At 66.5% G+C, this 20,860-nt stretch carries 14 protein-coding genes and 1 tRNA gene; 6 read left to right on the top strand and 9 right to left on the bottom strand.

The window, feature by feature from the left end; all coding sequences use genetic code 11:
• Positions 1-51: 51 nt before the first annotated feature.
• From BM394_RS03760 to BM394_RS03750, 3 genes are read right to left on the bottom strand one after another with little or no spacing between them, the layout of a single operon-like run.
• Positions 52-1,557: a DEAD/DEAH box helicase family protein gene (locus BM394_RS03760; protein WP_092973899.1), complete on the bottom strand. Its 1,506-nt coding sequence runs from the start codon at positions 1,555-1,557 to the stop codon at positions 52-54.
• A 24-nt stretch (positions 1,558-1,581) separates the two neighbouring features.
• Entirely contained in the window at positions 1,582-4,422 is a 2,841-nt protein-coding gene (locus BM394_RS03755) for a hypothetical protein (protein ID WP_092973897.1), read from the bottom strand.
• Between the two features lie 53 nt (positions 4,423-4,475).
• The gene (locus tag BM394_RS03750) at positions 4,476-5,072 is read right to left on the bottom strand and encodes an HIT family protein (RefSeq protein ID WP_217643340.1); all 597 of its coding nucleotides are present in this window, start codon (positions 5,070-5,072) and stop codon (positions 4,476-4,478) included.
• A 1,078-nt stretch (positions 5,073-6,150) separates the two neighbouring features.
• Here BM394_RS03750 and BM394_RS03745 point away from each other — a divergent pair.
• Entirely contained in the window at positions 6,151-7,344 is a 1,194-nt protein-coding gene (locus BM394_RS03745) for an alpha-hydroxy-acid oxidizing protein (RefSeq protein ID WP_092973894.1), read from the top strand.
• A 5-nt stretch (positions 7,345-7,349) separates the two neighbouring features.
• On the top strand, positions 7,350-8,156 hold the full coding sequence (locus tag BM394_RS03740) for a class I SAM-dependent methyltransferase (protein WP_092973892.1): 807 nt from the start codon (positions 7,350-7,352) through the stop codon (positions 8,154-8,156).
• Positions 8,157-8,569: 413 nt separating this feature from the next.
• On the opposite strand, the gene BM394_RS22670 is transcribed toward BM394_RS03740, so the two are convergent.
• From BM394_RS22670 to BM394_RS03700, 6 genes are all read right to left on the bottom strand, one after another.
• Entirely contained in the window at positions 8,570-8,779 is a 210-nt protein-coding gene (locus tag BM394_RS22670) for a hypothetical protein (protein ID WP_092973889.1), read from the bottom strand.
• 41 nt (positions 8,780-8,820) lie between these two features.
• The gene (locus BM394_RS03730) at positions 8,821-9,396 is read right to left on the bottom strand and encodes a GntR family transcriptional regulator (RefSeq protein ID WP_217643339.1); all 576 of its coding nucleotides are present in this window, start codon (positions 9,394-9,396) and stop codon (positions 8,821-8,823) included.
• A gap of 259 nt (positions 9,397-9,655) precedes the next feature.
• The gene (locus BM394_RS22970; protein WP_245779950.1) at positions 9,656-10,267 is read right to left on the bottom strand and encodes a very short patch repair endonuclease; all 612 of its coding nucleotides are present in this window, start codon (positions 10,265-10,267) and stop codon (positions 9,656-9,658) included.
• Between the two features lie 218 nt (positions 10,268-10,485).
• A complete protein-coding gene (locus BM394_RS03715; protein WP_425427646.1) occupies positions 10,486-11,652 on the bottom strand; it encodes a DNA cytosine methyltransferase in 1,167 nt (388 codons plus the stop codon).
• Positions 11,653-11,814: 162 nt separating this feature from the next.
• Positions 11,815-12,687 carry a GIY-YIG nuclease family protein gene (locus tag BM394_RS03710; protein ID WP_139235125.1) on the bottom strand — a complete coding sequence of 291 codons (873 nt, stop codon included), beginning with the start codon at positions 12,685-12,687 and terminating at the stop codon, positions 11,815-11,817.
• Positions 12,688-12,895: 208 nt separating this feature from the next.
• Positions 12,896-12,968 (bottom strand) — tRNA-Thr (locus BM394_RS03700).
• A 611-nt stretch (positions 12,969-13,579) separates the two neighbouring features.
• On the opposite strand from BM394_RS03700, the gene BM394_RS03695 reads away from it, so the two are divergent.
• The 4 genes from BM394_RS03695 to BM394_RS03680 all read left to right on the top strand — a co-directional run bounded on the left by BM394_RS03695 (position 13,580) and on the right by BM394_RS03680 (position 20,846).
• On the top strand, positions 13,580-15,025 hold the full coding sequence (locus tag BM394_RS03695; protein WP_092974959.1) for a threonine/serine exporter family protein: 1,446 nt from the start codon (positions 13,580-13,582) through the stop codon (positions 15,023-15,025).
• 408 nt (positions 15,026-15,433) lie between these two features.
• Entirely contained in the window at positions 15,434-16,873 is a 1,440-nt protein-coding gene (locus BM394_RS03690; protein ID WP_092973878.1) for an alpha,alpha-trehalose-phosphate synthase (UDP-forming), read from the top strand.
• A 473-nt stretch (positions 16,874-17,346) separates the two neighbouring features.
• Positions 17,347-19,908: a trehalose-phosphatase gene (gene otsB / locus BM394_RS03685; protein ID WP_092974956.1), complete on the top strand. Its 2,562-nt coding sequence runs from the start codon at positions 17,347-17,349 to the stop codon at positions 19,906-19,908.
• A gap of 314 nt (positions 19,909-20,222) precedes the next feature.
• Positions 20,223-20,846, top strand: coding sequence for a DUF4178 domain-containing protein (locus BM394_RS03680; protein WP_092973875.1), 624 nt, complete (start codon positions 20,223-20,225; stop codon positions 20,844-20,846).
• The last annotated feature ends 14 nt before the right edge of the window (positions 20,847-20,860 follow it).

The raw sequence follows: 20,860 nt of genomic DNA, 5'->3' as shown, positions 1-20,860 counted from the left end.
CGGGCTGAACGGGCGGAAGAACACGATTGGGAGTCGCACGAACAGCGCCCCCTACTCCTGGCCGGAGCCCGTGGTGAGCGTGCCGCGTGCGAAGGTGCCGAGGATGCGCTGGTGGGTCTGACGCGGCAGGTGACGGTTGCCCGGCTCCCCGAACGGGGTTCCGGGCCGGACCGGGGCCTCGCCGAGCAGCCCGTCGATGCCGGGCCGGGTGAGCATCAGCAGCCCGTGGGTGGCGCGCGTGCAGGTCACGGCCAGCCTGCCGAAGGCCGAGTTGAACTCGTCCAGCCGCGAGGCCCCGCTCAACGGGTGAATCGCGACCGTGAGGCGGTTGGTCTGCCCCTGCCACGAGTCGACCGTCGAGGCCACGATCTCGCTCTCGCGCAGCGAGTACTTCTTCCGCAGCCGCTCGGCGACATCGGTGGCGTCGTCCACCGCCTGGTTGCGCGTAGCCAGGATCGCGACCAGCGGATCACCGGAATCCTCCCCCGGACGTGCCGTGAGCGTGCTTCCAGTCGGAGCACCCTCGCCGTCGTACTCGGCGTGTTCGAGCACGAACCCGGCGGCGAACAGTTCGTCGAGCAGCGACTCGACGGTAGCCAGCAGCGGCGGGTCCACATCGGCCGCCTCCGGCTCGGGCAGCCCGTCGACCTCGAGCAGCGTCGGCACGCCGCTACCGACCTGCCGCCAGATCGCGGCCGACTCGCCGGAGAGCTCCTCGACGACCAGCGCCCTGTCCCCCGGCGCCGCAACGCAGTCGAGCTCCTTCCACTCGGGGTAGAACGCCCGCCACAGTTCGAGGTGACCGGCGGCGGGGCGCCAGACCGCCGGTAGTTCGACGGACCAGGTGCGTTCGTCTCCGTCGTAGTCGGTGGGCCAGGCGCGGTACGGGTTGAACCCCGGGTCGCCCCGCCACGGGTTCGCGCCCACCTCCAGCGGCGGGAGCTGTCCCACGTCACCGACCCCGACCGTGATCGGGGCCGCCTTCGCCACCCTGTCGAACCGGTGGTGCGGCAGCTGCCACGCCTCGTCGACGAACAGCACGTCGAACACGGTCTCGCCGTTGTGTCCGGGACCGAGGTGTTCGGCCAGCCGGTCCAGCTCCCGGGGCGTACCGAGCCGGTGCGCGGTCGAGATCACCACCTCGCACTCGGACGGGATGTCCGAAGCCTTGCTGACCACGGTCGAGTGGGAACTAGCCTCCTCGGGAATCTCCTGGTGACGATCCTTGCCGACGAACAGGCAAACCCGATCCGCCCCGAGGAGCCGTCCCAGCGCGGCCGCGAGCGGGTGGATCTGCTTGTTCGTGAAGGCGGTGATGACCACGCGGTCGCATTCGGGCCGCTCGACGGCATCGGCCACCAGTTTCCGCAGGATGAAGGACTTGCCCGCACCCGCCGCGGCCTTGAGCAGCAGCCGATCCAGTGGGGCGGTGCCGGACAGCGTGTCGCGCAGCACCCGGAGCGCCTCGTCCGCCACGGCGGCGTTGCCCGCCGCCGCCCGGTCGTGGTGCACGCGATCGGCAACGCGCTCCTCCGGTTGCCGGAACTCGACGGTCACTTCGTCACTCCAGTTCGCACGTGGTCACTCCAGCTCGTCGAGGGTCACGCCGTCCGGGGGAACCATCACCGGCCGTGTGGTGGCGTCCCCGACCGGCGCGCCGGACGGGGCCACCTCGAACGCGTCGGAGTCCACGATCGGCGGCCACACCTCCGGGTTGAGCTCGCCACGAGCGCGGCGCTCGGCGAGCTGGTCGGACCACTCCGCCTCGACGTCCTCGTGCGGACGGCAGCAGCGCTCGTGCGTCTCGGGGTCCTCGACGTAGGAGCCCGCCTCGCACGTCGGCTCCGGCGCCGCGAGGTTGTCCACCCGGGGTCTGGCGACGCTGAGGAACGCGTTCCCCTTGTTCGTCGAGAACCACGCGAAATCGGCGACGAGCAGTCGGTCGCCGACGGCCAGTCCTGGGACGTTCTCCGGTTCCCAGCCGAACCGGCGCTGCGTCTCGGAGTCAGCCACATCGGACAGCGGGCCGATCGACAACCCCGCGAACTTGAAGTTGCTCTTCTGGACCGTGAGTTCGACTTCCGGACGTTCCACGCAGGATTCGCCGTTGACGTGCAGCAGCACGATCCTGCTTCCGGCGCGGATCCTGCGGGAAGCCACGTCGAGCACCAGCGGCCGGACCGAGACCACCGTGGCGACAGCGACCTCGCGCGTGCCGACGTCGGTGGCCAGCTCCTCGGCGACCTGCGGGTTCGACAGCGCCAGGAGCTGACTCCGGCACTTGCCGTCGCTCTCGATGACGTCCACGAGCGCGTTGCGCCAGAAACGGTGCGTACGTCCGAACCGGACCAGGTCGGAGGCGCGCAACGAGAGCCGTCGCCGCCAGACCGCCTGGGCGTCGGCCTCGATCTCGCGGTGCACCCGACGCAGCCGCGAGTCGGGAACGGTGTGCAGCACGGCCAGGGCGCGGTCGAGGATGCCACGCTTGTAGTCGAGCTCCTCGGTCACCAGCGCGGTGTACTCGCTCGCCGCCGAGCCCGGCCGCCCGGTACCGGACTGTTCCGGGTCGGACCGCCCCGAGCCGGGTTGCCCCGGATCGGCCCGCTCGGCATCCACTCGGGTCAGCGCCTCGTGGATGGCGTCCGAACTCCCGCTCGTCAGCCGGGCGCCCGGGGTGTGCGGTGCCGCTTCGATCTCGTCCTCCAGTTCGCGCGGCTTCACCGCCCCCTCGGTCGCGGTTTCGGTCCAGCGCACCAGGTAGTCCAGCCGGTGGGAGGCGACCGGTGGTCCGCCCGCCACCACGTGCCGCGCCAGTGACTCCCGTAGCTCGATGATCGGGGACCGGAGGGTGAGCGCTCTGGCGCGGTCCTCCTCCAACAGGAACGAAACCGCGGTGCGCGCCGTCTCCGGCAACGAGTGCGGGATCTCGGCGGGCTCGCCGTCGAAGGTCAGCGGAGTGCGGCCCATCAGCTCGTCGCGTCGCCAGCGCAGTCCGCTGAGCTCGATGCCCGCCAGGTTGTCGGCGATCGAGACGAGCACGTCGGCCGTCGGCTGGTCCGGGACGACGAGGTGAACCGGGCCGGGGTTCTCCTCGTCGAGGCGGCGCTGCTCGGCCATCGCCTCGGACAGTTCCCGGCCCAGCAGGTGCATCACCTCGCGCCGGGTCCACGCGGACTGCGGGTCGTCGAACACGGTGGTCCGCCACGGCTCGGGGCCGTGGGTGGTGACGCGCCGCAGCGCGATCCCGTGTATGCCCAGCACAGCGGAGTCCGATTTGGCCAGTACGAGGTCGATGGTGCCCGGGCGGCCCGCCTGGTCGACGCGTCGCTGGCCGGTGCGGCGCGCTACCCCGTCCAGCGTCGCGGACACGTTGGCGACCACCGAGGCGGGCGCGTCGCCGATCTCGTTCGTGCCGTCCACCAGGCCGACGAGTTGGGGCCGCGTGTCGGGCGGTATTCCCAGCTCGACCAGCAGGTCGGTGGGATCGTCAGAGGTGCGGAGCTCGTCGCGGCAGTAGGAGAACAGGGTGCAGGTGGTGCAGGAGGCGGGGTCGAACGTCGCCCGCAGGTGCGCGACGTAGTCCGCGAGGTTCGCGGTTTCCTCGGGGGACGACCGCTCGAACTCGCGCTGCCGCTCCGCCAGCCGCATCCGCACCTCGGCGCGGTGGTCGTCGAGCGCTTCGACCAGGGCCTCGGGCTGCAGGAAGGCGTTGCGCGGGACGGCGAGCACACCGTGCGAGTGGACCGACATGCCGGTGGGCAGGGACGAAGCGGAGCGGGCGGACTCCGCCGCGAGGGCCACCCGCAGGAAGCCCTTGAGCAGTCTGGCGTCCTCGATCCGGGATCTCACCCGTTCGTAGTCCTTGGCGGCGCCGAGGATCAGCCAGGAACCGCCGTCGGCGTCGAGTTCGGGGGCGATCACGGCGAGGTCCGACTCCACGTCGGATTCGGCTGCCGCGGCCCGGTTTTCCGGAGGTGCCGCGCTGTCCGGGAGTGCCGCGCTGTCCTCGGGGTTTTCCACGGGTGCGGCGAACGGCAGCGCGAGGGAGTGCAGCAACGTCACCGAGCCGTCGGAAACGGCTCTGGCGTGCGCGTCCGCCAGCAGGCCCGAGGTCTTGTCAGCGTCGCCGTGCGCGTCGGCCGTGACGATGTCGGTGGGGCGGTTCAGGCCGAGCCTGCCGACCGTGGTGGTCGCCAGCTCGCTCGCGAAGCGGTCCGTGCGCACCAGGTGCTCGAAGGTGACGGCACGCATCCAGCGGGCGGCCGGGATGCGGCCCGAGTCATCGGGGTAACCGATCTCGGCCGCGAGTTGCCGCCGCGTGCGCCCGACCAGCAGCGGGTCGGTGCCGCGGAACCGAGCGCAGGCGACGTGCGCGGACGCGGCGACGTCGCTCGCCGCAGCCGCGAGCGAGTTCTCCGCCATAACGGAACCCCCAGTGGCGAGCCGGAACGCTCAGCCGGGCACGAGGTGACAGGTCACGGCCCACGAGTGTAGGAGACCGTGATCCGGCGGAGGCGCGTGTGCCCAGCGGAGCCGATCGCCGCACTCCTGGTCTCAACTTCCCCGGAGGCTGATTCGGGGTGTTCAGGAGAGCTCCCTGCCGGCTGAGAATCCCAGGAGCCACGGATGAGATCGGCGACCTTCCGCATCTCCACTTCCGGCCGCAGCGGAAAGTCCTCGCTGGTCTGCACGATCGCACCGCTGTCCAGCTCTGTTTCCACCACCTCGCCCTTGATCATGCTGTCGTTGAGCGCACCACCCTCGTGATGCGGTGCCAGGTGAACGTGCAGGTGGTCGAACGAGCCCCCGAAAACGTAGACGTAAACCAGCTCGGCGTCGGTCGCCTGCTTCACCGCACACATGCACTCGGCGAGAACAGCGCCGAAGGTGGTCGCTTCCGCGCCGTCCAGTTCGTGGAGGTAGCGGATGTGCCGCTTCGGTTCCAGAAACGAAAAACCCGGCACCTCACCCAGCAACGCGGTGGTCATCCGCCAGTGGGGATCCTCCCAGACCTGCACACGCATGAGGTCGAGGTCGCCTTGCGCCCCACTGCACAACAGACAGCTCGCCACACTCCACCATCCCTCGGGGGAGCAACCGGAGCTGAAAGTCCGATTCCAAGCGGTCAGCTCCGCAGCGGCTTCCGCTCTACCCGGTCGCGGTAAGAAAGTCCAGAAATCGAACGCTGTTGTCGCGGATGTATTCGATCGGCCACTTCACAGCTGGTTCCCGAGTGGACCCCAGTTGTCACCGAGCTTCTTGCAATGGATCAAGGTTCACGGAGAAGCGGACGACTGTCGATCGTGTGGTTCGGAACTGGGGCGGATTCGCCACTTGGATGCTCGCAACAAACCGTAGCCGTTTCGCTGTCTCGGGGCTGTATCGCGGCTGGTAATCAAGTGCTCTGCGCGGGCGCGGGGATAGCTGACACGTCCTGCCGCCTTCACGAACCACTGCCCGACTCCCGACAACGGAGTTCGGGTCACAAACCGGGTCACAAGACCCGCCGAAGCGGGAACCCCGACCTCGAAAACCCAGGTGAGAGATGAAGCCGCTGAGGGGACTCGAACCCCTGACCTTCCGCTTACAAGGCGCCTGAGCCGCATGAACAATGACAACGACCAGCGACGACGGCCACACAACCTGCCACCGCGCTCAACTCCGACCACACTCACCGACCCCGTTTCGCACCACGAGTGATGCCACGCCACGGGCTCAACGCTCGTTTCAGTCTGGAAGTGCGCAACCGACCAGTCGGCTCAACACCGGGACAGGACTCCTGGGAGAGGAGCTCCTTCCCTACTGCTACTGCGCCACACCAGACATCAAGAGTTCATCCTCGCAGGCGTGGGGACCGCCTTCCGCGATGTAGGACGATCTGGGGTCTGAGTAGAAGCGGTACAGGGTCCTCCGCAGAGGATAGAAGGATCCCGAGTAGCTCGGCGACCTGGGACACAATCTTGGTGTTGGCGCCGTAGAACCGCTGGAGCCAGCTCGTTCAGCTGTCCGACTTTGGTCGTGTGCCGCTGTTCCGCACAGCGATACAGGCGGTTCACTCGGCGCGGAGCCCCGCCCCATGCTCGACGTCGATGCAGGTCCGGTTCCCGAGAACCGAGGAGCCGCGACTAGGAATTTGAAGGGGTACGCACCGTGGCGTATACGGGAAGTTTCCAGACGCGAATTTTCGCCGAAGGCGGCAGTCAGTATCCGATCACGATGGAGGAATGGGAACGGCAAGCCCGGAATGTCCTTCCCCGCCGATATTTCGACTACATAGCTGGTGGTGCGGGACGAGAATTGACGTGCGCGGCCAACGAAACCGCGTTCACCCGCCGAGGATTGGTCTACCGAGTGCTCCGCGATGCGGCTGATGCGGACCCGTCCTGCACGGTGCTGGGAACGGCGATGAGCCTTCCGGTGATGTTAGCGCCGGCTGGCGTAGCTGAACTGACCCACGCTGATGCCGAGTGCGGGGCGGCGCGTGCAGCGGCCAAGGCGGGAGTGGTTCCGGTGCTGTCGGCGATGACGTCCGCTCCGTTGGAGGACGTGGCCGAGGCCGCTCCGGAAGGTGATCAGTGGTTCCAGTTCGCCTGGCCCGATGATGAGAAACTGGCCCGGTCTTTGGTCCAACGTGCCGAAACTGCAGGCTACAGAGCGATCGTGGTGATGGGCGACTGTTACCAGGCGGGCTGGAGACCTCGAGAACTTGCGGCCGGGTTCTCCCCGTTCAGATCTGCCCAGGGGCTGGGGAATTACCTCTCCGACAGGCGTTTCCAAGAACTGGCAGGAATCGATGGCAATCCGAGGACATCCGACGGCCTTGCTCCCGACGCGGTAGCGAATGTGGCTTCAACGTGGAATCGTGTCTTCACCAAACCCACCTTCCATCCCGACGATCTGGAGCTTCTGCGGTCGTGGACAAATTTGCCTCTCGTCATCAAAGGGGTGTGTGATCCAGCCGAAGCATCGTGGCTCTGCGAGGCGGGAGCAGACGCCATTGTTGTCTCCAACCACGGGGGTAGACAACTCGACAATGGAGTGGCCGCGCTGGAGTGCCTACCTGCGGTCTCGGAGGCGGTCGGCGAACGGATCCCAGTCCTGTTCGATTCCGGCGTCCGCACCGGCACCGATGTACTGATTGCCCTGGCTCTGGGAGCGAGCGCCGTCATGATCGGCCGCCCCTGGCTGTTCGCTTTGGCCGTCGGGGGACAGGACGGGGTCGAACACCTCGTGGAATGTCTGCGCACCGAGTTCACCGCCGCGCTCGCCCTGACAGGCCATCGTCACTGCAGCAGCCTGTCCCCAGCAGACCTGGTCGCGTCCTTCTCCAGCGATCGAAGGTGACTGCTATGGGCACTCCGAACGAGGGGTATGGCGACACGATCTTCAGTCACGTCGATGACAACGAATACGAGCGCCTGCAGGCACTGAGCGACACGCTCGATCCTGTAACGCTTTCCGTACTGGAGTCCCTTCCGAGTGGGGTCGGCCCCCAGTGGCTGGAGCTGGGAGCCGGAACCGGCTCAGTCGCCCGTTGGATGGCAGAACGCCACCCCTCCGCGCACGTGACAGGAACCGACCGAAGCCTGCGCTTGCTCGACTCGCGAGGGCACGACAACCTGTGGTTCATCTGCCATGACGTCACACAAGACTCGTTTCCCGACTCCTCATGGGACCTCATTCATACCCGATATCTGCTACACCATTTGCCGGAACGCGACCACGTCCACGCCGCTATAACACGATGGCTGAGTCCAGGAGGATGGCTGGTACTGGAGGAACCGGCCTTGTTCCCGCTGCACTCAGCACGGGACGACACATACCGGCGCGTCTCCTTGGGTGCACTGGAAGTGCTAGCACAACGCCTCGGTACGGACTGCACCGACTGCGCACTGAACTTGCCCGCCAAATCGGCCAGCCTCGGCCTGACTGACATCGACATGCACGTTACCTGCCCGACCATCACACATGGCACAGCAGCTGGTACCTTCTGGCGCCTGACTCTCGAGCATCTGAAGCCTGGCATCGCCGAACTCCCCTATGTGCGGGAGGACGAGGTCGCCGACGTGATCGACCGGTTGTCGCAGCCGGGTCTCCTCGATTTGGGTATGGCCACAATCACCGTGACAGCGAGGAAACCCCGCTCAGACGAGTAAAGAGCCCCTCAACGCCTTCGCGCGAATGACCACAACATATCGACGCAGAAGCCAGGGCTTGAGACTGGTGAGCTCTCGTAAACGAAAACAACATCCTCAACGCTTAACGGAGGATTCTGTACCGCTACTACTCAGACTCCATCTGGTGTCCAGCAGGATCACCCCAGCCCCTGCGGGGAGCCGAGTTCGGGATCTACATGGTCGGTGGGGAAAGTGCTCCACTTAAACGTGGAGATTCTCACCCTTCGATGTCCTGACGGCGATCGATCGCGTCGTGCTCCCCGTAGGGGGAATGATCCCTCCGCTGCCGTGCCCTTTATCCACAGGGAGGGGTACTCCCCCGCAGGCGCGGGAATTTCAGCTACAGCGCGATGGACAGTCAAGTTCGGGGATGAGAAGTAGAACCCACCCGTCTACGCCGCCATCTTGGCGAAGGTGGTTATCAGTTCACCAGCTGAATCGCGAACGTCGAGCTCGTAGTCGAGGATCTCGGCGTCGCCGCGGCCGTCGCGGCGGACGGCGGCGGTGAGCAGACGCTTGAGGTGATCGGCACTGCCGGGGTCGGCTTCGGCGGTGAAGGTGCGGACGAGTTCACCGAGATAGCGGAGCTCGAAGCTCAACATCCTCGGACTTTCCTCGATCGGAGCGGTAGCGGGCTCGGCCGTTAATTCCCCGTTGTGGGGCGGTTGCTCAAGTAGCTGGGGATGTCGCCGTTCGAATCCTCAACCCCCGTTCCCGAAGCTTCACATGCCCCGACGGAGACCGTGTTCGGCTGGCCGGCTCCGGTGGTTTCGACGAGCCCCCATGTCTTGAGCAGTGACACGGCGCGGCTGGCGGTGGCCGAGGCGACGTCGTATTCGGCCATGAGCTTCTTCAGGCTCGGAATCGCGGCACCGTCGACGAGCTCGCCTTGCACGATTCGTGCGCGGAGCTCGGAGGCGATCCGCTCGTACGGGTTCTCCGGCGCGATCTTCGCACGCTCCTCGACAGACCGCGGCCCGTCCGGACGTTCCGGAACACGCTCGAACAACGCCCGCGAAGCCCGCTGATCAGCTTCGGACACCCACGCCGAATACACCCGCAGCGTGGTCACACCACCCCCACCATGCCCAAGCCGCCCGGCCACGGTCCGCGGATCCACGCCAGCCGAGATCAGCTCGGTGGCCGAGTAGTGCCGCAGCTTGTGCAGTGTGGTCGAGATCCCGAGTCTGCGCACCATCCGGTCATAGCGCTGGGTCACCGAATCCGGCTTGGCGAACTGAGTACCATCGGAATCCGGTTGAGCTTCCCCTCCCCGAACGGGATGACCTCGGTCAGGCAATGGCGGCGCTTGGTCACTGGATCGAATTCCGTGTACACCTTCACACGGAGGTCTCCATTCGGAAGCTTCTCGACGCTGCTACGAGATAGCTTGCCGGTTCGCAGCCTTCGCCATGGGGCCAAGCATATGCGATCTCGCAACACGAGTAATGCCACGAAACCATGACCAAAAGGACTGACTATTCGTCACCAACGGAGCATTCCATTGGATCATCTGAGTAAGCGTCCGACTTCCTCGCTCGATTGACCCGATGGGCTATGTGTTCAGCAGCGCTCGCCGGATCATCATGCTCCCACACTCGGATGACTTCCCAACCGGCTTGGTGGAGACGTTGGTCGGTGTCGCGGTCTCGTCGACGGTTGTCGGCGATCTTGTTGTTCCAGAATTCGGAAGTGGAACCTTTGGCAGGGCGATAGTGTTCATCGCAGCCGTGCCAGAAGCAACCGTCCAGGAAGACCGCTAACTTCTGCCTTGGGAACACGAGATCGGCGGTTCGACGCACACTCTTGATAGGGCGAGTGTCAACTCGGTAACGGCATCCGAGTGCGTGGACAGCCGATCGCAGAGCCTTCTCCGGACGGGTGTCTCGCCCTTTGTTCGCGCGCATGATCGCCTGCGAGGCAGGACTCGAGGCCCAGGAACTGGCCTCAGCACGTTCAGCGGACTCGGAGCTGCTTGTCATTTCGAGCGATTCATCCTCGCGCACCATGCGCCACGCCTCGGCGAGGTTGGCTGAGCGGGTATCCCGGGAGACTTCACCGACGAAACTTTCTTTGGTTTTTCCGCGCACTGACCAACGTAGGTAAGCGTAGATACGACGTCCTCGCGGCAACACACGTAGCGCGATGGAACCGTGGACGCGGCGACCATCGGACAATCGCATTTCACGCGCCTGCCTGTTACCAGCGGCATCGTCTTGTTCGGCTACACGCTCGGCTCGTGTCCGTCCGCTGGGGGTTCGCCATGCCAGGTCAGGCGGTCTGGATTCTTTCCACAGGGGATGTTTCGTCATGACGCGACACGAGAGCGAAGATGCGGTTTAAGTGCTTCGGCGACCGCGTTGGCAGCGACGTGGCCTAGCTCCACCGGAACCGCGTTACCAAGCTGACGCATTTTCTCTCCCCGCGGACCCGCGATCTTCCAATCGTCCGGGAAGGTCATGACACGCGCGGCTTCCCGTACGGTCATGTACCGAATCGACCCATCGGGTTTGCGCAGTACTGTCTCACCGCCTGGCACACCGTGCACCCCCGCTTTGATGGTCTTGGCCGGCCTGTCCAGCAGATTGGGAGTGTGTCCAGGATACTCGCGAGCACCTGGCCAAGCGTAATGGTGCCAGAACTTGTTGTCCTCGTGCTCGATCTTTTCGTGAACCGGTTCACCGAGCTTGGGATCTTTGGTGAGCGCGTCGCGCAGCGTGCGCCATCGATGAGTACTTTCGGCCTCTTCAAGGTTTCGTGAAGAGAGTTCCGGGAAGTAGCGATTCTTCTTGAATACCTTGTGCTCATCCCAATACGCGCCATTCGACTGTGCTCGCAGCAGAGCGCCCTCCGAGTGAGTCGGTTTCGGGAACTGCCACCCCTCCAAACCGAGATCACGCCGGAAGGCGATAACGAACACGCGCCAGCGGATCTGGGGCACACCGTAGTCCGCGGCGTTGACCAGGAAGTGGGCCACGTCGTAGCGCTCGGTGGGATCAGCGTTGTCCTTGGCAAGCGCCTTCCGCAGGCGTTTGTCGTGGTCGCGCCAGTCTTCCCCGTCGACTCGCTCTTCGAAGGGAGCGCGGAGCTCATTGAGGATGTAGTCGTAGTACGGCTTGAACGAAGGGCGTAGCAGGCCCTTGACGTTCTCGGCCACTACCGCTCGTGGACGTGTCTCGCGCACCACCCGAAACAACTCGGGCCACAGATTGCGATCGTCCTCGTACCCCTTGTGAGCACCACCGAGCGACCACGGCTGGCAGGGAACGCCACCAGCGACGACATCGACCTCACCGCCCCACCGCTTGAAGTCCACGGCACGGATGTCTCCCTCGATCAACGGCCATTCGGAGTTCAGGGCCTCCGCCTGAAGCGTGTCGGGGTCGAACGACTCAGCCACGTTAGTACGCAACGTCTCGCACGCGCGCCGATCCGACTCCACGGCGATCAGATGACGAAACCCCGCGTCGTGCATCGCCAGAGCCAAACCTCCACCGCCGGTGAAGAGCTCAACACTGGTCCCGAGCTCGGGTTGACTCGGCAGGGGCAAGGTCATCTGCTCGGCGGATTCGGTGAACACGAATGGACTATACCGCGGTCATGATTCGAACGCACGTGCGATAAGCCTCGATGATGGTCACTCGTTCAGGTAGGACTCTTCGATTACCTCGCCCTTGGGGTCACGGAGGTTCGCTCCTTCCGTCTCGACCAACTCGTCGTGATCCTTACTCCAGTACAGTCGAGCGCTCCTGTAATAGGATTCCTCCTGGTAAAGAATCACGTAACCAGGCAAAACGGTGGCCTGCCACTCCTGCGGCAACGCCTCGACCGCCCTACGCACGAGCTCTCGCGCTGACACCTCGCGATCAGGCATCTCCACGACGTAGGGCATGTCTGTTTTCCGTGGCGACAACGCCTTGCTGTCATAGCGCAGGTTGAAGGGCAAGGCGGCCTTAACCGCCTCCAAGTACTTCGTGACGTGATGCGCGCCCGGCTCGAGTCCCGTGGAGACGATCACATCGAGGTCCGCCGGATACCACGCGTCGAAGTGGTTGGATTTGACCAGTGAATGGTCGCGGTTGCGCCCCGGATCGTTGTTGCCAAACCCGTTGAAGTTCCACGGCAGTGTCTGTTTCGCCTTGTCCTTGTACTTGTTGATCAGCATCGTTTCCGGCGCTGCGGCCTCCAAGTCCTCATCGACGTACAGACACTGAAAGCTCATGTCGTCCAGCGTGATTCCCTGACGCCCCGACAACTTCCGAATGTGGTCTCCGAGTCTTCCGGGAAGATCCTTGCTCGACTTGCTCTTGCTGGCCTTACCTACATACACGCGTTCACCACGCAGATACAGCTCATACACACCAGGACGAGCTTCAAGAGCTTCCACGTTCTCTTTGGTCAGGGGAGCGGGCTCAAGTTGGTCAAGTGCCTCCGCGAGCTGGTCAGCCATCGCGCGCGTGATACTGAGCTTGAACTCGGCGAAAGCTTTCGAGACAAGAGAATCATTCACGGGTAGCAACGTAACGCTTCGCCAACGTGATGATCTACATCTGGTGTGTCTCGAGGCACGGACCAAAGAAGCTACAACGCGACCCTCACGTAGCGGGACGTGGCCGACCGACTCAATCGGTACTTCTGGGGAGGTAACTGAGACTGGCCAGCAGCGAAAACAGTCTTTACTGTGCCCCCAGAGGACTGTTTTCGCTGGTGAGAACCGGAGCCGCTGAGGGGACTCGAACCCCTGACCTTCCGCTTACAAGGCGGGCGCTCTGCCAACTGAGCTACAGCGGCGCGTGTGGATCAGCTCCACACGCCCCAATGGTAATCCCCGCCCTCACAGCGAGGAGGCACCGGGCCGGGCATCGCGCCCTGGAGCCCGCACCGGGCCGAAGCTCGCGCGGACCCGCACCTGCCCCGACTCCGGGGACCGACGGTCCAGCCCGCGCTTCACCCACCCGACCACGTGACGACGCACGCTCCGCCGTATCCCACGATGCGGTAACGGGCGACTCCCCGGAAAAATCCGGGCGTAGGCTCGGACGGCGGAGCACGGTTCACGAAACCCCACCGCACCACCGGAACGAACACCGTTCCTGGCCCCTCGCTCCGAAACCGGATCGATCCGAGCGGGCCGGACACGGCAACGCACCGGCGAGCGTGGCGCGGCGGCGTGAACCGGTCGCTCCGAATCGTGCCGGAGCGGGACCGCACGGCGACGGCCCCGCACGACAACGCCCCCGAACGGCGGCGAGCCCGAAGAGCGACACGCCGAGTCACACCGGCGACCAGTGATGGACGCCACCCCGGGGGAGTGCAACGGTGCGTACGTGGCTGGCGATTCCAGGGGTGAACAGCACGAACCGCGCTTCACGCGGAAGGTCATGCAAGGAGGAAAAGCGGCAGTGGGAATCACGCAGCGCGCACGTGGTGTGCTGCGGCGACGCGACCCTTCCGAAACCGTCGGGACTCGCAACGTCGTCTACGGCCCCGCCCTGCCCGACGACTCGACGGTCCATCTCGTACTCGAACTGGCGCTGCGCATCGGCGAGATCCAGATGGCGAGCGGCGTCGGCGCCTCGGACGTCAGCGCCACCATCACCAGCGTCACCGACGCCTACGGGCTGCCGCACTGCGAAGTGGACGTGATCTACACGTCCATCACGGTTTCCTGCTACCGGGGGACGGAGAACCTCCCCATCACCTCACTGCGCGTGGTGCGCAACCGCTCGCTGGACTACACCCGGCTCGCCGAGGTGGAACACCTGATCCGCCGCATCGTGGCGGGCGAGATCACCACTTCGGACGCCTACGCGGAGCTGGAGACCATCGCCCGCGCCCCGCACCCCTTTCCCCGCGCCGTGTCGACCCTCGCCTGGGCGGGCATGGCCGCCGCGCTGTCGGTGCTGCTCGGCGGCGGCACCACCCCACCGATGCTGCCGCTGGTGGCCGCGGCCTCCACCGCCCTGGTCGACCGGGTGGGGCGGCTGCTCAACCAACGCGGCCTGCCGGTGTTCTTCCAGCAGACCGTGGGCGGGGCGCTGGCCACCAGCGTGGCGCTGGCCTGCTTCGCCACGGACATCCTGCCCACCGCCGCGCTCGCCGTGGCCGCGAACATCATCGTGCTGCTGTCGGGCATGACCGTGGTCGGCTCGATGCAGGACGCCATCACCGGCTACAACGTCACCGCCGCGGGCCGAATAGCCGAACTCGCGCTGACCTCGGCGGGGCTGATAGCGGGCGTGGTGCTCGCGCTGTACATGGCACTGCGCATCCTGGGGGCCGACGCCCTGGGCGGCGGGCTGAACGTGCAGGAACTCGGCGGCGGGGTGTTGCCGTTCCCCGGCCTGCTGGAACTGCCGCTGCAGGGTCTCGCGGGGGCCGCCACCTCCGCGTGCTTCGCGGTGGCCAGCTATTCCCCGCCGCGCCCGTTGATCATGGCGGCGGGCGGCGGAGCCATCGCCGCCCTGGTCTTCCAGGTCATGGCAAGGATCGAGTTCAACCCGATCTTCGCCTCGGCCATCGCCACCACCATCGTCGGCTTCATCGGCGGGGTCATCGCACGCCGACTCCGCATCCCGGTCCTGGTCGTCGCCGTGTCGGGCGTGGCACCGCTGCTGCCCGGGCTGGCCACCTATCGCGCGCTGTACGAACTGTCGGTGCAGGGCAACCCGACTGGGTTGTCCACCCTGATGATCGCGGCGGCCACGGGGCTGGCACTCGGTGCGGGCGTGGTGCTCGGTGAGTTCCTCTCGCAACCGGTGCGTACCGGGCTGGGAAGGCTGGAACGGCGGATGTCCGGTCCCCGCATGTCGGGACCGCTGCGCCCCACCAGCCGCAGGTTGGACTGAGGTTCCGTCCACCGAATCCGCGTCCAAAGGCGCGATCTCGCACCACCGTTCCGGAAAGTCCGGCCGCGCGAGGCTTCCTGCCCCGCGCGCACCCTGCGAGGATGATCGGACCCGACCAACCGCGTTGCGACGCTCGAACCACGCGAAGTGGATCACGATTGACTAGCCTCGACCACGGGTAACCGACTTCGGGAGCCGCTCCCGGAACTCTTCGGCTCGACCGGGCGGTGGCGGAACCGGACGGTCCGGGTCGAAAGTCCGCGGCGTCGCGAGGCACGTCGAGCGAACGGCCACGTGCCCTGTATCCCCCGCGGACGCGTCCGACTCGGCAGCCGGTTCCGCTCGCGCTGCTCGACTGGGCACGTGAGCCCGCATCCGAACCGCAACCGGACCATAGGAGGAAGACCGGTGAGTAAGGGCAGTGAGCCCAGGAAAGCTGACTTCGTCGTCGTCGCCAACCGGCTACCGGTCGACCTGGAACGCATGGAGGACGGGACCCAGCGCTGGAAGCACAGCCCTGGCGGGCTGGTGACCGCACTGGAGCCCTTCCTGCGTGCCCGGCAGGGGGCGTGGGTCGGTTGGCCCGGCGTCGCCGACGTCGAAGTGGACCCCTTCGCGGACGGGGACATGTGGTTGCACCCGGTGCGGCTGTCGACCGCCGAGTTCCGGGAGTACTACGAGGGGTTCTCCAACGCCACGCTGTGGCCGCTGTACCACGACGTGGTGGTCCCACCGGTGTTCGACCGCTCCTGGTGGGACTCCTACCAGCGGGTTAACCAGCGGTTCGCCGAGGCGGCCGCCGAGGTCAGCGCCGAGGGCGCGACCGTGTGGATCCAGGACTACCAGTTGCAGCTGGTCCCCGCGATGCTGCGCGAACTGCGCCCCGACCTGCGCATCGGGTTCTTCCTGCACATCCCGTTCCCGCCCGTGGAACTGTTCATGCAGCTGCCGTGGCGGACCGAGATCGTGCGGGGGCTGCTCGGCGCGGATCTGGTGGGTTTCCACCGTCCCGGCGGTGCGCAGAACTTCATGTGGTTGGCCCGCAGGCTGGCCGGTTTCGAACCCAGCCGCGCCCAGGTGGGGGTGCGTTCCCGTCCCGGTGTGGTGCAGGTGGGTGATCGGGTCGTGCGGGTCGGCGCGTTCCCCATCTCCATCGCCTCGGGGGAGCTCGACCAGCTCGCCCGCACGAGGGAGGTGCAGCAGCGGGCCAAGGCCATTCGTTCCGAACTGGGCAATCCGCGCCGCATCATGCTCGGTGTCGACCGGCTGGATTACACCAAGGGGATCGACGTGCGGCTCAACGCGATGTACGAGCTGCTGTCCGAGGGGCACGCCACCGTCGAGGACGTCGCGATGATCCAGGTGGCCACCCCCAGCCGGGAGCGGGTGGAGCACTACAAGCAGATGCGCGAGGACATCGAGCGCAAGGTCGGCAGTATCAACGGCGAATTCGGTCGAGTGGGTCACCCGGCCGTGCACTATTTGCACACTTCGGTGGACCGAAAGGACCTGATCGCGTTCTACTGCGCGGCCGATGTCATGATCGTTACGCCGGTTCGTGACGGGATGAACCTCGTCTGCAAGGAGTACGTGGCCAGCCGCGGCGACCTCGGAGGTAGCCTCGTACTCAGTGAGTTCGCCGGAGCGGCCGCCGAACTCACCAGCGCGCTACTGGTGAATCCGCACGATCTGGACGGGGTCAAGGATTCGATGCTGGCGGCCCTGAATATCGACCAGGCCGAGGGACGCCGTAGGATGCGCGCATTGCGTAGGCAAGTGCTCACGCACGATGTCGACCGTTGGGCGCGGTCGTTCCTCGAGGCGCTGGGAGCTTCGCCGACGGAGTAGGAATCGGTCGACGGCGGACCTCGACACTGCGGAACCGGGTGGACGCATGGGCTACGGCACGGCTCGCGGGAGATCCCCCGCCACGGCCGAGTGCTGTCGCCGCCCGGAGCGTGGCGGACGGCCTCGCCACGAGGTGCCGTTAGGGTCCGTGTCGGTTCCGGAGCCGGGTACGGTGTGTCCGACCCGGCCGCACCGGGGTACTCCGGCTGTCGAGCCGAACGACCGGCGGGTCGGCGGGGCACGTGACGTGATCGTCCGCTCGATGTGGACCGCGACGTCACCGAGCGCCGACTCGGGCACCGGACCGGGCTGTGGCGCGGCTCCGGGGCCGGCGGCCCGACCACTTCAATAGCGATACACCGGTCGACCGGCGGCACGCGTAAGCGGCCACCACGAATCGTGGGGCCGACACCCGCGGCCCGTGTGTTCGACCCGCCTTCCGACCATCCCGAGATCTCAACAGGAGTGTGGCGTTGACCGCCGAAGCCCTCCCCGCCGAGCTTCGTCGCACGATCGTGCAGCTCGCGCGCACACCTCGCCTACTGGTCGCCTGCGACTACGACGGCACACTGGCCCCGATCGTGGGGGATCCGAGTCAGGCCAAACCACTACCCGAATCCGTACACGCGATGCGTTCGCTGGCCGCGCTGCCCACCACGACCGCCGCGGTCATCTCGGGCAGGGCGCTGCGGGACCTCGCCACGCTGTCCCGGCTGCCCGCTGAGGTTCACCTGGTGGGCAGCCACGGTTCCGAGTTCGACGTCGGTTTCGTGCACGAGCTCGACCCGGACACCACGCACCTGCGCACTCAGCTGCAGCGCAGCCTGCAGGAGATCACCGCCGGTCAGCCGGGGGTGACGCTGGAGGCGAAACCGGCCAGTGTGGCCGTGCACGTCCGCAGGGCGGACCCCGAGGTCAGCGAGAGCGTTCTCGACGCGGTCCGTTCCGGACCGGCCACCTGGGAAGGCGTGCAGGTCACCGCCGGCAAGTCGGTGATGGAGCTCGCCGTGGTGGAGACCGACAAGGGCAACGCCTTCGAGGCGCTGCGGCACCAGACCGGTTGTACCGGGGCGATCTTCCTCGGTGACGACGTCACCGACGAGAAGGTCTTCAGCAAACTGCACGGCCCCGATCTGGGCATCAAGGTCGGCGAGGGCGACACGCTGGGCCACTACCGGGTGCCGGACACACCCGGGGTGGCGACGGTGCTCGCCCTGCTCATGGAGGAACGCCGCACCTGGTTGTACGGCGAGCAGGCCCCGGCCATCGAGCGGCTGTCGATGCTGGCCAACGAGCGCACGGTGGCGCTGCTGACGCCGGACGCCCGGGTGACGTGGATGTGCCACCCCGGCCCGGACTCCGCCGCCGTGTTCGCCGATCTGCTGGGCGGACAGGGTGCCGGGCACTTCTCGGTGCTGCCCGCGCAGCCGCAGCCGGAGAACAGCAACGGCGCACCGCGCAGCACGCTGCCGCTGGGGCAGCGTTACATACCCGGCACCATGACGGTGGAGACCCGCTGGTCGCGGTTGCTGGTGACCGACTACCTGGAGCACGGCGGCGACTCCCACCGCACGGACCTGATCCGGGTCATCAGCGGCAGCACCAAGGCCGAGGTGGAGTTCGCGCCCCGTCCCGAGTTCGGCCAGGTCCCGGTGCGGATGACCGCCGAATCGGAGGGCATCCGGGTGCACGGCACCTCGGAACCGATGGTGCTGTACTCGCCCTCGGTGAAGTGGTGGATCACTTCGGACGGCATGCACGAGTCCGCGCACGCGGAGCTGGACCTGTCCGAGGATTCCCCGGTGGTGCTGGAGCTGCGCTGCGGTACGGAAACGCTGGCTGGTTCCGATCTCGCCGAGCCGGAGCGGCGGTCGATCGCGAACCGGTACTGGTCGGAGTGGGTGAAGCAGCTGCGGCTGCCGAACTTGGAAACCGACCTGGTGGTGCGTTCGGCGTTGACGCTGCGGGGGCTCTGCAACACCGACACCGGCGGGATCATGGCCGCGGCCACCACCTCCCTGCCGGAGGAGATCGGTGGGGTGCGCAACTGGGACTACCGCTACTGCTGGCTGCGGGACGGTGCGATGAGCGCCCGCGCGCTGGTCTCACTGGGCTCCACCGCCGAGGCCGAGGCGTTCCTGGACTGGCTGCACCGGGTGATGGACACCCTGCCCGGCCCGGAACGGCTGCACCCGCTGTACTCGCTGGCCGGTGGCACGCTCGGCCCGGAGGCGGTCATCGACACCCTGCCGGGGTATGCGGGTTCCCGACCGGTTCGGGTGGGCAACCTGGCCGATCAGCAGGTGCAGCTGGACGTGTTCGGCCCCGTGGTGGAGCTGGCCACGGATCTGGCGCTGGCGCACGGCAAGCTGCGTGACGCCGACTGGGAGCTGGTCAGGGGCATGGCGGAGGCCGTGACCCGGCGCTGGTTCGAGCCGGACCACGGCATCTGGGAGGAACGTGACGTTCCCAGGCACCACGTCTACTCCAAGGTGATGTGCTGGGTCACGATCGACCGGGCGATCAAGCTGGCGGCGCACTACGACCGGACGGCCGAGCCGGGGTGGGTGCAGCTGCGCGAGCAGATCGCCGAGGACGTGCTCAAGAACGGCTGGCATCCGGACGTGCAGGCGTTCACCACCGCCTACGAGGGCTCGGACCTGGACGCGGCCTCGTTGTACGTGGGGCTTTCCGGTCTGATCGACCCGAGCGACGAGCGGTTCAGGTCCACCGTCACAGCGATCGAGTCGGAGCTGCGCAGCGGTTCGACGGTGTATCGCTACCGCCGCGACGACGGTCTGCCCGGCCACGAGGGCGGGTTCCACCTGTGCGCCACCTGGCTGATCGAGTCCTACCTGCTGATCGGCAGGCGTACCGAGGCGGAGGAGTTGTTCCAGCAGATCGTGGACAACGCGGGCCCCACCGGCCTGCTGTCCGAGGAGTACGACCCGATCGCGGAGCGCTCGCTGGGCAACCACCCGCAGGCGTACTCCCACCTCGGGTTGATCCGCTGCGCCCAGCTGCTGGACGAATGAGCCGAGCGGCGATCGGCTGACCGGTGTTCACGCCGGTTCACACCGTCGGTGGCGGGGCGCGTGCTACCGCGTTCCGCCACCGTTAGGTCGACGCGGCACCGTTCGACCGAAGTCATCCCCGAGATGTTCGAGAGCCCCGGCGAGTCCCTCCCGCGTGGCATCGTTGGTAGCGGGAATCACGTACTGATCTCCCGAACGGGTCACGAATCACACTCGGTGACACGTTTTTTCACCCGAACGGCGGACAACCACACGTCACTACCGATACGCTACCGATCGGCCGGTGGTGCTCGGGAATCGCTCAGGGGGCTTAGTTGAACATATTCGTGATCCTTCCGATCCTCATCCTGCTGGTAGCACTGGTGGCGGTCGTGATCGCGCTCGTGCTCCGGGGTCGGCGTTCGCGGCGGGGCGGCTCCCGCCACGGCGAACGGGGACCGAAGGACCCGTTCGACACCGCCGATCAGGACGCGCTGCGCGGCGACCCGCGCTCGTTGACCGCGGGCGACATCGTGGAGGTCCGGGGAATGTCCTACACGGTGCGGGGAACGCTGCGACTGTCGGAAGGCAGCTGGCGCTGGTCGGAACACCTGCTGGACGACGCCAAGGGCACCCAGGTGTGGCTGGGGGTCGAGGAGGATCCCGACCTGGTCCTGACGCAGTGGACACCCGTGGAAACGGACGAGGTACCGACACCGGGACCCGCGAAACTGGGATTCGGCGAACGGGAGTTCCGCTCCGAGGAGTCCGGCACGGCTCGGTTCAGCAGCGAGGCGACCACCGGCCTCGACGAGAGCGGCAGCGTGCGCTACCACGACTACGAAGCCTCCGACGGCACGATGCTCGGTTTCGAGTCCTTCGACGGCGCCGACTGGGAAGCCACCCTGGGCGAGGAACTCACCCGCTACGACGTGCGTATCTATCCGGCTTCGGCCTGACGGGAGGAACCGGG

This window comes from Actinopolyspora lacussalsi subsp. righensis (assembly GCF_900116555.1).
In the GTDB taxonomy this organism is placed as follows: Bacteria; Actinomycetota; Actinomycetes; order Mycobacteriales; family Pseudonocardiaceae; genus Actinopolyspora; species Actinopolyspora lacussalsi.
Note: the sequence above shows the minus strand (reverse complement) of the source record. Positions and strands in the feature narration are given on the sequence as shown.

Excerpts from the sequence above, each read along its gene's own strand:
- BM394_RS22670 (WP_092973889.1), bottom strand. The coding sequence starts at position 8,779 with ATGTTGAGCTTCGAGCTCCGCTATCTCGGTGAACTCGTCCGCACCTTC.
- BM394_RS03740 (WP_092973892.1), top strand. The coding sequence starts at position 7,350 with ATGGGCACTCCGAACGAGGGGTATGGCGACACGATCTTCAGTCACGTC.
- BM394_RS03715 (WP_425427646.1), bottom strand. The coding sequence starts at position 11,652 with ATGCACGACGCGGGGTTTCGTCATCTGATCGCCGTGGAGTCGGATCGG.
- BM394_RS03755 (WP_092973897.1), bottom strand. The coding sequence starts at position 4,422 with ATGGCGGAGAACTCGCTCGCGGCTGCGGCGAGCGACGTCGCCGCGTCC.